Origin of the sequence: Propionivibrio sp. (assembly GCF_049316945.1) — a bacterium.
Classification (GTDB): domain Bacteria; phylum Pseudomonadota; class Gammaproteobacteria; order Burkholderiales; family Rhodocyclaceae; genus Propionivibrio.
The window spans coordinates 1-13,197 of sequence record NZ_JBMOJE010000126.1 but is presented as its reverse complement, the minus strand read 5'-3'; the positions used below and the strand labels follow the sequence as shown (position 1 = coordinate 13,197).

Annotated in this window: 8 protein-coding genes; all 8 read right to left on the bottom strand. The window is 59.3% G+C overall.

From position 1 onward, the window contains the following. Positions 1 to 155: 155 nt before the first annotated feature. Positions 156 to 806 carry a response regulator gene (locus ACOYNV_RS21340; protein ID WP_422901827.1) on the bottom strand — a complete coding sequence of 217 codons (651 nt, stop codon included), beginning with the start codon at positions 804 to 806 and terminating at the stop codon, positions 156 to 158. Next, positions 803 to 2,086, bottom strand: a complete 1,284-nt coding sequence (locus tag ACOYNV_RS21335; protein ID WP_422901826.1) for an ATP-binding protein — start codon at positions 2,084 to 2,086, stop codon at positions 803 to 805. The genes ACOYNV_RS21340 and ACOYNV_RS21335 overlap by 4 nt, the downstream gene beginning before the upstream one ends. 499 nt (positions 2,087 to 2,585) lie before the next feature. Continuing rightward, positions 2,586 to 5,117, bottom strand: coding sequence for a PAS domain-containing sensor histidine kinase (locus ACOYNV_RS21330; protein ID WP_422901825.1), 2,532 nt, complete (start codon positions 5,115 to 5,117; stop codon positions 2,586 to 2,588). After that, positions 5,118 to 6,011 (bottom strand): transporter substrate-binding domain-containing protein, encoded by an 894-nt coding sequence (locus ACOYNV_RS21325; RefSeq protein ID WP_422901824.1) that lies wholly within the window; start codon positions 6,009 to 6,011, stop codon positions 5,118 to 5,120. Between the two features lie 45 nt (positions 6,012 to 6,056). Continuing rightward, a complete protein-coding gene (locus ACOYNV_RS21320) occupies positions 6,057 to 6,956 on the bottom strand; it encodes a response regulator (RefSeq protein WP_422901823.1) in 900 nt (299 codons plus the stop codon). A gap of 369 nt (positions 6,957 to 7,325) precedes the next feature. Further along, positions 7,326 to 8,465 (bottom strand): HD-GYP domain-containing protein, encoded by a 1,140-nt coding sequence (locus tag ACOYNV_RS21315; RefSeq protein WP_422901822.1) that lies wholly within the window; start codon positions 8,463 to 8,465, stop codon positions 7,326 to 7,328. Further along, complete coding sequence (locus ACOYNV_RS21310; RefSeq protein ID WP_422901821.1) at positions 8,462 to 12,763, bottom strand: response regulator; 4,302 nt, start codon at positions 12,761 to 12,763, stop codon at positions 8,462 to 8,464. The genes ACOYNV_RS21315 and ACOYNV_RS21310 overlap by 4 nt, the downstream gene beginning before the upstream one ends. Then, the coding region (locus tag ACOYNV_RS21305) for a sensor histidine kinase (protein WP_422901820.1) at positions 12,760 to 13,197 on the bottom strand (438 nt) is incomplete at its 5' end. The genes ACOYNV_RS21305 and ACOYNV_RS21310, both read right to left, overlap by 4 nt.

Genomic DNA, 13,197 nt, shown 5'->3' with positions numbered 1-13,197 from the left:
ACTAATTTCCTATAAATACTGAATAAATACGGACTGGATCAGGAAGTCTGAACTTATTCCGGATGCCCGAAAATATATCCGTCATTCCGGGCACAAGCCCGGAATGACGGGGTTATCCATGGATTTCACCATGACCATGACTGAACACCCAGCACTCATTCTTCCTCTTCGGCATCCTCGATCAGGTCGTGTTCCAGGCCGTAGCGAATCAGGTCGGTGATGCGGGACATTTGCATCTTTTGCAGGATGCGCGACTTGTAGGTGCTGACTGTCTTGGCGCTCAGGTTGAGATTCTGGGCGATGTCGTTGATGCCGATGCCGCGGGTGATCAGGCGAAATATCTGGAGTTCCCGATCGGATAGCCGGCTATGCAGTTGCTGTTCGGACTTCAGGATCAGGCCGACGGCCAGATCGCTGGCTACCTCGGGACTGATGAAATGCCCGCCTTTCGCCACCTTGCGGATGGCCGTCAGCAGTTGTTCCGAAGCGCCGTCCTTGCACAGATAGCCGGCCGCACCGGCGCGAATGGTGCGGATCGTGTACTCGTCCTCCTTGTGCATGCTGAGGATCAGGATCGGCAACTCCGGCTTGTTCCTCTTGATCTGCTTGATGAGGTCGACACCGCTGCGGCCGGGCATCGACAAGTCGAGCAAAAGTACGTCCCAATCGCCGTCGCACGCCATTTCCAGCGTTTGCGTGCCATCGGATGCTTCTCCGGCAACGATCATGTCGCCACTGGCGGCAAGAATCTGCTTCAGCCCTTCACGGACCATGGTGTGGTCGTCGGCGACAAGAACTCGAATCATGAGGCCAGCCCCTGACTTCCAGGAATGATGACTTCGATGTGTGTGCCTCGCCCCGGCGCGCTGTCGATGGCGATGCTCCCGCCCAGCATGTTCACGCGTTCGCGCATGCCAAGCAGCCCATGACATTTCCTTTCTCCGCATATTGCTGCCGGCAGGCCACAGCCGTCGTCGGCGATGGTCAGCAACAGATGATCCCCGCGGCATTGCAAGGCGACCATCACATGCGAGGCATGTGCATGCCGGCCGATGTTGGTCAGCGACTCCTGAACGATGCGGAAGATCGCCGTCGATGTCGGCTCATCCAGACGGTAGTCCTCGCGGTCCAGTTCGAGATCGCAGGCCAAGCCATACTGCCCGGCAACATTTTTCACGTACGAGGTCAGCGCCGCTTCCAGACCGAGGGCGTCGAGCATGGCCGGGCGCAGATCCTCACAGATCCGGCGCACCGAATCGACCGTGCCCAGAAGCATCTGGTCGATGGCGGCGAGGCGCGTGAGGATGGCCGGGTTTTCGCTCGCCAGATCATTTGTCAGGGAGTTGAAGTCGATGCGCAAGGCGGTCAGGTTCTGGCCCAGTTCGTCATGCAGTTCGCGCGAAAAATGCGCCCTGTCCTGCTCGCGCACCTGCTGCAGGAATTGCGAAAGCTGACGCAACTGCGCAAGGTTTTCGATCCGTTCAGCCTCAACCTGCTTGCGCTCGCTGATGTCGCTCAGGGCCATGCGGATCAGGGGGCTTGGGCTTGAGGCCGGGCTGCCGTGAACCGCGGGGGGAGTGAATTCGAGCTGGGCATGGAAGACCGTGTCCTCGCCGCGTTGCAGGGTGCCGCGTTGCAAGGTCCCACGTTTAAGGGTCAACTCCAACTTGCCTTGCCCCGTCTGTTTTTTCAGACTGAGGAAATGCCGTGACCAGCGATCCTGGTCTTCAGGCGCGACGAAAAGGGTGAAGTGCCGGTTCAGCAGATTTTTTCGTTCGACGCCGAGGAGCGTGCAGCCGGTGAGGTTGATCTCGGCAACCGTGCCGTCGGCAGTGAGGGTGAGATAACCGACCGGGGCGAACTCGTAGAGATCGATATAGCGGTCGCGAGATTCCTCCAGGGCAATCTTCGCCTCGCTCAAGGCTTCGTTCTGCATTTCCAGTTCGATCTGGTACACCTGCAGTTCATGCCACAGTTCTTCGCGCGAACGCGCCGGCGACCCGGCCTGCGGCGCGTCGGCCATGTGCGCCTCGGCCGCTCCCCGCAGTTGCGAATCGTGCTGTTTGATGTTCATGCTGACCGACATGCTCCTCTCCGGCGCCCGGATGGCTCATTTATTATTCTAGGCCATGTCGGGGCGGGTTGTTCAAGGCCGCATTGCTGTCTTTTCCTGTGCCGGAAACGCAGCAGGAGTTTTTTCATCCCGGAAAACTCAGTTGGATGTGATGTCAATGTCGCAAGCCCTCATCCCCGGCCCTTCTCCCGCGGGGAGAAGGGTGTAAACCCCCTCTCCCCGCGGGAGAGGGTTGGGGTGAGGGCTAAACACGCGTCAGATCAGGCTTTGCGGTCAGTTTGTCGCGGTCAGCTGCGGTTTTCAGGTTCATTGTTTGGTTGGTAGCAAAAACTGACGGTGAAAGCGCCCGAGTTTATGCGGCTGAATATTTGCACCTTCTCCGAAACGCCCGCCAACAGGCGTTCTTCAGGGTGGCACGATGAAGAGCCAGCAAGCACGGCACTCTTCAGGTCATATGCTTGTAGATCGCCTGTTCATGCGGCTTGCAGACAATCGGTTCGAATTCTGCTGGTCAAGCCGCCAGCGCTTCCCTGAGCGCAGGAAGCCACAGGGTGACGCTGGTGCCGGCGCCGGCCTGGCTGGAAAGTTCGATCGCGCCGCCATGCAGTTCGACGATTTCATGGACGATGCTCATGCCCAGCCCGGTGCCGGGAATCTTGCCGGAGGTGTCGGCGCGGTAAAAACGTTCGAAGACGCGGGCCAGTTGGGCCGGCGTCATCCCGATGCCCTGGTCGGTGATGCGGATGCCGATGCGCGGAGAGGCTTCTTCGCTGGTCGGCGACGCAACCAGTTCAATGTGTACCGCACCGCCCGCAGGTGAGTATTTGTAGGCGTTGGAGAGTACATTGAGGATCGCCTGTTGGGCTTTCTTGTGGTCGGCCATGATGTAAGGAGGGACGGCAGGCAAGGCCAGTGTTGGCGCCGAGCGCCCTTCGGGCAGCTTGAATCCGCTGACCACCTCATTGACCAGATCCTGCGCGTTCGTCGACTCGATTACGAAATCCTTGCCACGGCGTGCTTCGATCCGGGCCAGATCGAGCAGTTCGTTGAGGATCGAGGCCATCAGTTCGGACTGGCTGAAAATGATCGAGAGAAACTCGTTCCGGCTGGCTTCATCAAGATCCTGGGTAAGCAAGATCTCGGCAAAACCGTAGATGCTGGCCATCGGCGTGCGCAGCTCATGGGCCGCCGTGGACAGGAATTCGCTTTTCATGCGATCCACTTCGGTTTCGTGCGTCACGTCGCGGAAATACAGAATCTGCGAAACGCTGTTCGCATCACTGGCGCGCAGGCAGACTTCGAGAATACGTTTGCCGGGCAGCGACAGTTCAATCAGTTCGCGTTTGTCGGGCCTGCTGCCGGCAGCGCTCTCGCGCAGTCCCTGAATCCCCCGGAAACGACCAGCGGCCAGGCAAATGTCAGCCAGCAAAGCGGAAAACTCCTGTTCATCAAGGCCGTTGATCTGTGCCAGGGCAATCCCGGTCATGCGCGTGAAGGCCGGATTGGCAAACTTCACCCGCCGCCCGGAATCGAACGAGACAAAGCCATCCGGGCTCAACTCGAAGATGGCATTCAACTGTTCGGTGCGATCCTGCAATCTGGCTTCAGCCAGCCGCCGATCGGTGGTGTCGGTGTGCGAACCGGATACGCGCGTGGCCGTTCCCTTGTCATCAAACAGGGCGCGGCCACGATCCAGAATCCATTTGTAGCTGCCATCCTTGCAGCGCAGACGATGCTCGCACTCGTAAAACCCGGTTTCCCCGCGCAGGTGCCGCTGAATTTCGGCCAGCGTGTGGTCGAAGTCGTCCGGGTGAATCCGCGACCGCCATTCACCGACGTCGTTGGCGAGCTCGCCTTCGTCATAACCGAGCATCGACTTCCAGCGCGCAGAAAAGAAGGTTTCGCCAGTGACCGGATTCCAGTCCCAGATCCCGTCGTTGGTCCCGGCCACCGCCAGTTGCCAGCGCTGCTCGCTGTCACTCAGCGCCCGTTCGACGGTTTCGCGGCGCTGAATCTCCTCGGCCAGTTCGCTGTTGCGGATTTCCACGCGCAAGCGCTCGCGCTCCGATACGGCCATCGCTTGCTGCAGGCGTTCCTTGCTCAGGCGCAGGCGATCGAGCCGGAAGGCGACGAACAGCAGAATCAGCGGAACGACGGCGGCGATGAACAGCACGGCGAGAGAAGCCATGCTGCCGTGCAAACGATCGTTCGGGACGAGCGTGACCATGGTCAGCGGAAGTCCCGGCACGCGCGTCTTGAGCACCAGCGACTCGCTCAGCGCGGAATCGGCAACGTCCGCTGAGGCCAGCTCGGCAAACGGCAGAACGGCATTTTCGGGGATGCGCGCAATCGCGCTGGCCGCCGTGGCACTGAGTGACTCTTTGCCATGCAGCCGGTCACCGGCATCCGTCATCAGCAGTTCACGGTAGCCGCTGGAAATTTCGGGCGCCAGCAGGTTGCGATAGAGAACCTCGATCGGCACCGCCACGACCACCCTTCCTTCCGGCCGGTTCCTGAACAGCACCGGCGCCACAACCAGTACCAGCCCTTTGCCGGCATCAACCGAAATGCCGTTCTTGTCGCCCAACCCGGCGGGCAAGCCGAGTGGCTCTGATTCGGGTGTCGTATCGGCGAGAATCTCGCCGTCATCGGCAAGATAAACAATCCGGGGCCGCCCGCTGCCCCAGCGCCGGGCATCCTGATCGGCACGATCGGAAAAGCGTTCCCTGATCATCTCCAGCGAATAATTCAGTCCGTAGCGCGGCGACATGCCGAGGTCGCGATTGGTCAGATAGGTCCGGATCTCGTGAATGTCGGCATAGTCCAGGGCGTTTTCGTGCAAGCCGGCGACCAGGTCAGCCAGCGCCGTTGCCCGGCGATTGCTGTCAGCCACCAGGAAGCCCTTGGCGTCCGCCCGCATCTGCTGCCTGACGCCGATCGAATAGGTCAGCAATGCCGCCGAATAGAGGCTGAAGGCGACCGCCAGGAGGAGCGGCCAGCGCAGCGAAATTCGTTGAAACAACGGCGGCAGGGTGAAGCGCATTTATTGCGGCCGGGCAAAGAAGGCGGGGAAGTAACTCTCGATGCCCAGGTAATATTTGCGCACCAGCTTCTGGTAGGTGCCGTCGGCGCGACTCTTCTTCAGATAGTCGTTGAAGGCATCGCGCAAGGCCGGCGACGATTTCGGAAACGCCGCGGCGAGTTCCTGTTCCTCGGAAATCGGCCCGATCACCTTGATGCGTCCGGCCCATTTTTGCAGGTCGAGCACGGCGTCCGGTACGTCGAGCAGGGTGAACTCGGCTTCGCCGTTGAGCAAGGCCGGCACCATCTCGTTCAGGTTGCTGCTCTTCGAATACACCTTGAGATCGATTCCCTTCCCCTTGAGGCCGTAGTTGGCCGGATCAAGGCAGGTTTTTTCCATCACCAGCAGGCTCTTGCGACCGAGGATGGCTTTGGTTTCCTCGATGTCGCGACGCAGGTCGGTGCTGTCCTTGATCGGAGTGAAAGGCGAGTCGGCGCGTGCCACCAGCAGCACCTGCGAGGGAAAGGTCGGTTCCGAATACAGCAGCACTTTTTCCCGCCAGGGCAGGATGGTGAAGCCGGTGGCGATGAGGTCGCCCTTCACCGGATAGTCGCCGGCCAGCGTGACCTCATCGCCCTTGCGCACGACGTCCTTGCCCAGCAGGTCGCGAATCACGTTGTAGAAATCCGAATAGACCAGCGTGTATTTGACGCCGATATGGCGCGCGAAACCCTGCACCAGTTCAACGTCGAACCCGTCACCGGCACCGGTGACGAAATTGGCATAGCGAATCCCGATGTGGCGTATTTCGCCCCTGGCCTGAATGTCCTTGAGGTCATCGGCCACGGCCGGGGCCATGACCATGAGGAGCGCACCGGCAGCAAGCGCGCGGCAGAAACGGATCAGTGTTGGCATGTTCATTTTTCCTGTGATTTAATCCTGTGATTTAAATGAGAATATTCATCTTTGACTATCGCCAGGCTGATTGCTGGCCACGTTGAGATGTTCGTTGAGAATGTTCGACATGGCTTCGACCTGTTCGAGCAGGGTCGCGGTCAGGTCAAGACGAATGTCCTCCTCGTAGTTCTGCGTCAGCAGCAGTTCGGCAAAGCCGAATACGCTGGCCAGCGGCTCGCGCAGCAATTCGGCGACATGGGATAGTTGCTGGGCGCCTTTGATCGGAGCCGGGGCCTGGTGAAGGTAGTGGATGACGCGAAATCTTGTTGCCGGCATCTCGACCCGATGATGTTCGAGCGACAGCGAGTCCAGCAGCGCCTTGAGTCCAGCTTCGCCCATGCCAATCACGGCGGGCCCGGGCATGCCGGTACAGCGTTCAAAGGCCGGATTCACCACGCACACATTGCCGTCGCCGCCAACGGCAACCATCGCCCACGGGCTGTGCGTCCAGGCCGCCTCGAAATCGGTCAGCGCAGGAAGGGTCGGGGCGATGATTTTTTTCTTCTCGACCGGCGCATGATCGACCAGCGTGCCTGAATCCGGCAACAATGCCGCGCTCAGATGCCTGGCCATCGCCAGCGGGCTGAAGGGTTTGACGAAATAGGCGTCAGCCCCCAGCGCGTGACCGAATTCCTGATCCTTCACCTGGCCGCGAGCCGTCATCATCACGACATGGATATCGGCCAGACCGGCATCGCGCTTGATCAGTTCGCATAACTGATAGCCGTTCATCGAGCCCGGCATCATCACGTCGAGCACCACGGCGTCCGGGTGGTTGGCCAGGATATATTCGTAAGCGGTGTCCGCTTCACCCGCCTCTTCGATGGCAAATCTGCCGCGCAGAGCGAGACGGACTATCGTTCGAATTGAGGGCTGGTCGTCGACAATCAGAATCTTCTTCAAGCTTCACTCCCAAAGATGTTGCTATCCACACCGATTTCGCCGTACTTCAGCGTTACCAGTTTATGGCATGTCACCATACAGATGCCGATTCTGTCATAAGATCGTGTCGCCGAACCATGTGCTTGTATAAACCTGAAAACCTCAGTTCATACCACGGCGACACGGCGAGCAGCGCGAAGCCTCCCTGAAGAGGGACAGCGAAAAGCCACAGTTTTTCAGGATTTAACCGCTCACCCAAAGGGTGAAGCATGAAAACAGTGTAAGTCATTGTTTTTTCGCCGTGTTCGCCGTGTTCGCTGTGGTCAACTGCCTTTTCTAGGATAAACCTGAAAATCCCGGTTGATCAGCGCCAAGGTGAGGTTGTTTGATTCATGCGATTGATTCTGCTTCAGTCACTTCGCAAAAACGGGCGGCAATCTCGCGGAACTGCTCGTGGATTTTCAGAAAGGCATCGACAACGTCGGGGTCGAAATGGGTGCCACGTCCCTCCCGGATGATTTCGCTGGCTGCTTCGTGCGACATGCATGGTTTGTATACCCGGTGGCTGATCAGTGCATCATAAACATCGGCCACTGTCATCAGCCGCGCTGCAATCGGAATGTTCTCGCCGGCCAGCCCTTCCGGATAACCGCTGCCATCCCACTTTTCCTGGTGGCTATAGGCGATCTCCTTGGCGAAGGACAGGAACGGTACGCTGCGCCCCATCTGCCGTTCGGCATGCTCGATAGCCGCCTTGCCGAGCGCCGGATGGGTCTGCATGACAAAGAACTCGTTCGCAGTCAAGCGGCCGGGCTTGAGCAGGATGTGGTCGGGGATGCCGACCTTGCCGATGTCGTGCAGCGGTGCCGACTTGGTGATCAATTCGATGTTGGTGCGCGTCAGCAGCAACGAAAAATGCGGGTGCCGCTGCAGATGCTCGGCCAGGACGCGAACGTAATGCTGGGTGCGACGCAGGTGGTTGCCGGTCTCGTTATCGCGCGTTTCGGCCAGTGATGCCAGGGTCAGGATGGTCACGTCCTGGATGAATTCGAGTTCCCGTGCGCGCTTGGAAACCTCGCCAACCAGAAAGATGTTCTTGTCCTTGATGAAGTCAGCCGCCAACTTCATGCCCAGGTGTGTCCTGACCCGCGCCAGCAAGATGGGGCCACTGATCGGCTTGGTGATGTAGTCAACGGCGCCGAGTGCGAAGCCGGTCTCTTCGTCGGCCTCGTTGTTCATTGCCGTCAGGAAAATGACCGGAATGTCGCGCGTTGCCCGGTCGGCCTTGAGCCGCCGGCAAACTTCATGGCCGTTCATCTCCGGCATCATGATATCGAGCAGGATGATGTCCGGTTTCGGTTCCGCCAGCGCCAGGGTCAGCCCCTTCTCACCGCTATTGGCGGCCTTGACCCGGTAGTCGCGTTTGAGCAAGGCATTGATGATGCCGAGGATTTCCGGACTGTCGTCGATCACCAGCACGGTGTCGTGCGGGGCGACCGCGTCGGTCGGGTTTGCTGTACTCAGGATCATGATGTGGTTTCCATTCTGCTGCGAGTTGCCCGCAACAAGTGCAGTGCAACGTCCAGATCGCAGGTAAGTACCGCCGCCTCGATCTCTTTCAGTGATGTCTCGGGCAGTCTGCCTTGCAGCCTATGGGCATTGCGCTCCAGCCAGGCCATGGCTTCCGGATTGCTATCGGCCAGCAGCCGCTCCAGTTCTTCCACCGCCGCGACACTGGTCGCCGCATCGGTTGCGGCAGCAGCGACCGGCTTCGGAAGTCCGGCACGCAGGCTGGCGATCAGTTGGCTCAACTGACTATCGAGGGCGTCGATGCGCTCATCGACTCCTGCTCGCGGCTGGCGTTCGCCCAGAGCCTGTTCCAGTCCGGCAGCCGCTTCGGCAAGACTGTTGGCACCGATACTGCCGCTCACTCCCTTCAGGCTATGCGCATGGCCTTGTGCGCCGCCCCAGTCATCGCCTTCGAGTGCCAGGTGCATGGCTTTAGCCGTGTGCTCCTGCAGCGTGCAGAACTTGTGCAGGGTGGCGAGATATAGCTCGCTGTTTCCCAGCATTCGACGCAACGCCGGGCCGCTTTCGATCCCGGGAATAACAAGGGCAAAAGTCGGCACCGGTGCCAGTACATCACCGATGGCGATAGCAGCCGTGGATGACGCGGGTGCTTGACGCAGCCCAAGGGCACTCTCTGCGCGGCGCGGCGGAATCCATTTCAGCAGTGCCTGCCAGAGCAGCTCGGGCTCGATCGGCTTGGCCAGAAAGTCGTTCATGCCGGCATCGATGCAACGTTGACGATCCGCCATCAGCACATTGGCGGTCATCGCCAGCACCGGCAGATCGACGCAACGGGACAACCGGCGTAGCTCAAGCGTGGCCTCGATGCCGCCCATCACCGGCATCTGCATGTCCATCAGCACCAGGTCGTAATAACTGACCTGCAATCGGTCGAGGGCAACACGTCCGTTTTCGGCCAGGTCCACGACGAAGTTGGCAGTGAGCAACAGTTCGATGGCCACCTGCTGATTGATCTCGTTGTCCTCGACCAGCAGGATGCGTGCACCGGCGATTGACTCCAGGTTCGCCAGCGCCGATGACGTAACTTCGCTGCTGATTCGTGGCTCGCTGCCCCGGTCATTCAACACGCGCATCGCCGTGTCGAACAGCAGCGAAGCGTTGAGCGGCTTGACCAGCACATCGCTGATGCCGGCCCCCTCGGCCTGATGGAAGACTTCCTCGCGGCCATAGGCGGTAACCAGCAGCAGATGCGGCGGCTCCGCCAGTGGCAGGGACTGTATCTGGCGGCAGGCATCGACGCCGTTCATTGCCGGCATGTGCCAGTCCATGAACACCAGATCGTAGGGGTGAAGCTCGAGGTCTGCCTGCTTGACTGCGGCAACGGCCTCACGCCCGGAGTCGACGACATCGACCTCGAAACTCATCCCGGTGAGCATTTCATTCATGACCTGGCGCGCATTGTCGTTGTCGTCGACCACCAGCACATGTCGACCGCGCAGGTCGGGGGCTGGCAGCAACAAGCGTTTCTCTGAATGACCAATGCCAACCTGAGCGGTGAACCAGAACGTGCTGCCCTGGCCCGGCACACTGTCGACACCGACTTCGCCGCCCATCAATTCGGCGAGTTGCTTGCTGATGGCCAGCCCGAGTCCGGTGCCGCCGTACTGGCGTGTCGTTGAGGCATCCCCCTGGGTGAAGGCCGTAAACAGGCGACCTCTCTGTTCTTCGCTCAGCCCGATGCCTGTGTCGCGCACCGCAAACCACAGGATCACGCCGTCCCTGGTGTGTTCCTTTACCCGCACCAGAATGTCGATCTCGCCGCTCTCGGTGAACTTGAGGGCATTGTTGGCATAATTGATCAGCACCTGCCCGAGCCGCAGCGCATCACCGAGGAGGTTGACGGGCACGTCGCTGGCCACGTCAAGAACCAGTTCCAGACCCTTCTCGCTGGCCTTGTCGCCAATCAGGCTCACGACGCCGGACAGCGTGCTATCAAGAGCGAATTCAGTATGCTCGATGGAGAGCTTGCCAGCCTCGATCTTGGAGATGTCGAGAATGTTGTTGATGATGGCCAGAAGATGCTGCCCCGAAAGCTGGATCTTCTTCAGGTAATCACGCTGGCGCGGCGTTAGTTCAGTCCTCAGGGCGAGATGGGTCATGCCGATGATGCCGTTCATCGGCGTCCGGATTTCGTGGCTCATGTTGGCCAGGAAGTCGGACTTCATGCGCGAGGCTTCCTCGGCCATTGCCCGGGCTTCGCTCATCTCGTCTTCCAGTTTCCTGCGTACGGTGATGTCCTGCAGGATGCAGAGGTAACCGGTCGTCACGCCGTCGCCGGAAAGGATGGTAGTTATCAGTAGCAGGCCGGGGAAGCGGGAACCGTCCTGGCGCACAAAGGTCCATTCGCGACTATCGCGACCGGTCGCTGCGGCGTGGGCAACGATTGTGTCAAAGCCGCCGACGCATCCCAGCTCGGCGCGGAGCATGGTGGTTTCAACTTCGATTTCCTCGGCGAGGTGGAAGCACGCTGGCGTCTGCCGCCCGATCATGTCTTCCGCGCTCCAGCCGAGCATACGTGCCGCACCGCTGTTGAAGATGGTGATGATGCCCGAAAGATCGGTGGCGATAACGCTGATTTCGGTAGCCGCGGCAAGAATCTCGGTGAGCATGGTATTGGCCAGCTGCAACGATTCGCTGCCCTTCAGCAGTTCGTGTTTTTGCGCGTCGAGTTCATCGGCCTGATTCTGGATCTCTTCGGCCAGGCGCTCGGTGCGCAGGTTGCGCCGCAAGACCTCAAGGACAGGTGCCAGCGCTGCGGGAAGTTCATCGAGCAGCAATTGCTGGCGTGTTTCCGGCACCGCCAGCAAGGCCAGTTCAACGACACCGATACTTGAACGGCGCTGCACCAGCGGCAGCAGCGCAACCTGGCACGGCGCCGCATCGACCAGGCCGGAACTCAGGCGCAGCGCGCTGCCCGTTGGGTCATCGAGTACCAGTGGCGTGCGACTACGGGCGCATTGCCCGACCAGCCCCTCGCCAAGCGAGAAGGCAGGCCCGTCCGGAGCGCGGCCGTAGCCTCCCACCGGTTGCTGGATGTTGACGCTGTTGAAGTCGACATAGACCAGCCCCTGCACCGCGCCGACCGCCGGACAAAGATGTGCCAGCGCTTTTTCGCCAAAATTCCCCAGCGAGTCGGCAGTTTGCGCTGCCGTTAAAATGTCCGCCAGTTGCGCCTTGGCCCAGCGCCGGTCTTCCTGATCCCGGCTGGCTTTCTGCAGCAAAACCAGTGCCTCTGCCATTTCGCCGAACAGTCCGGGGTATGCCGTATTGATGGCCTGTGACAGATCACCCTTGGTAATGGCATTGGCCACGCAGATCGAGTTGGTGATACCCGTTTCAGAAATGTCGGCGAGTTGATTCAGCAACTCGGACAGATCCTTGATATAACCCGATTTGCCTGCAACCGTCATGCGGATGCTGAAATTCCCGTGCACTGCCGCCATCTCGACAATAGAGCGGATCTCACCGACGATCTGAGACAAACTGCTCTGCATGATCTGCATTGATCCCAGCATCTGGACCGTTTCATCATCACCCGTCACGGTGATTTTCGACGAAAGATCGCCTGCCGCAATCCTGCTGGCCACGGACGAGCTTTGCGCCATGGCACTCACCAGGCGGCGTGCAACGAAAAAACCGATGGCGAAAACTGCAACCAGCAGTCCCCCCCCCAGGATCAGCAAGGTCCAGATGGCACGGGATTTTGTCGCCGCACCTTCGGCCGCACTTTTCAAGCCGAGCTCCCTGTTGTAATGCATATGCTCGTCAAGCGAATTGCCCAGCTTTTCTGCATTCGGCCGGTTGTGTTCAATGAGCGCCAGAATTTCCTTGCTGTTGTGAATATTGGAGGCAGTCAGCACCTCATTGATATTGCTCAGGTAATCCCTCAGCGCCGCTTTGGAAACTATCAGCAAATGCCGGTCATTTTCATCCGCGATCATTGGCTCATAGGCTTCGAACGACTTTTCCAGGCGGATGACCGATTCCTTGATCGTGTTCTCGATGGCCTGCTTTTGGGCAGAATCGTCAGCCAGGGCATGACGATAAATGAGCACCCGCAACTGCCCGAACTCCCGTACTTTGTCATCCAGAATCAGCATCGAAGGAATCACGTTGACGTTTGCGAAATTGGTCGAGTCGTACACTCGCTCCATCTCGTAAGCCAGGATCCCAGCCAGAGCGGAAAGGGCGACAACGAAGGCCAGAAGGATTGAATTGAAGCGTTGCGTGATGGTCATGATGGTTTCTCTGAAAGGTAAATTTCTTCATTTGAACTGCTCGACGAAAGCATCTCGATCCGGGCTGCGGCGGGGAGCCAGAGCGTTACCGTTGTGCCTTCACCGATGGAACTATCGACGTCCACCTCGCCGCCGTGCAAGTCGATGATTTCCTGCACGATGCTCATGCCCAGCCCGGTGCCGGGAATCTTGCCGGAACTGTCGGCGCGGTAGAAACGCTCGAACACGCGTGCAAGTTGTTCCGGGGTCATGCCGATGCCGTTATCGGTGATGCGTATGCCGATGCAAGATGACGAATGCGCGCCTTTTTCAGGCGCAACGAGTTCGATAGTCACCGTCCCGTCGGCAGACGAATATTTATAGGCGTTGGAGAGTACATTGTAACACCTCAATAACACGTGGCAAGCTCTGACAAATTGGTTTTGTGTCGGACT

What these genes read in the sequence shown, in the direction of transcription:
- ACOYNV_RS21340 (WP_422901827.1), bottom strand. Translation starts at nt 806, where the DNA reads ATGATTCGAGTTCTTGTCGCCGACGACCACACCATGGTCCGTGAAGGG.
- ACOYNV_RS21335 (WP_422901826.1), bottom strand. Translation starts at nt 2,086, where the DNA reads ATGTCGGTCAGCATGAACATCAAACAGCACGATTCGCAACTGCGGGGA.
- ACOYNV_RS21330 (WP_422901825.1), bottom strand. Translation starts at nt 5,117, where the DNA reads ATGCGCTTCACCCTGCCGCCGTTGTTTCAACGAATTTCGCTGCGCTGG.
- ACOYNV_RS21325 (WP_422901824.1), bottom strand. Translation starts at nt 6,011, where the DNA reads ATGCCAACACTGATCCGTTTCTGCCGCGCGCTTGCTGCCGGTGCGCTC.
- ACOYNV_RS21315 (WP_422901822.1), bottom strand. Translation starts at nt 8,465, where the DNA reads ATGATCCTGAGTACAGCAAACCCGACCGACGCGGTCGCCCCGCACGAC.
- ACOYNV_RS21310 (WP_422901821.1), bottom strand. Translation starts at nt 12,763, where the DNA reads ATGACCATCACGCAACGCTTCAATTCAATCCTTCTGGCCTTCGTTGTC.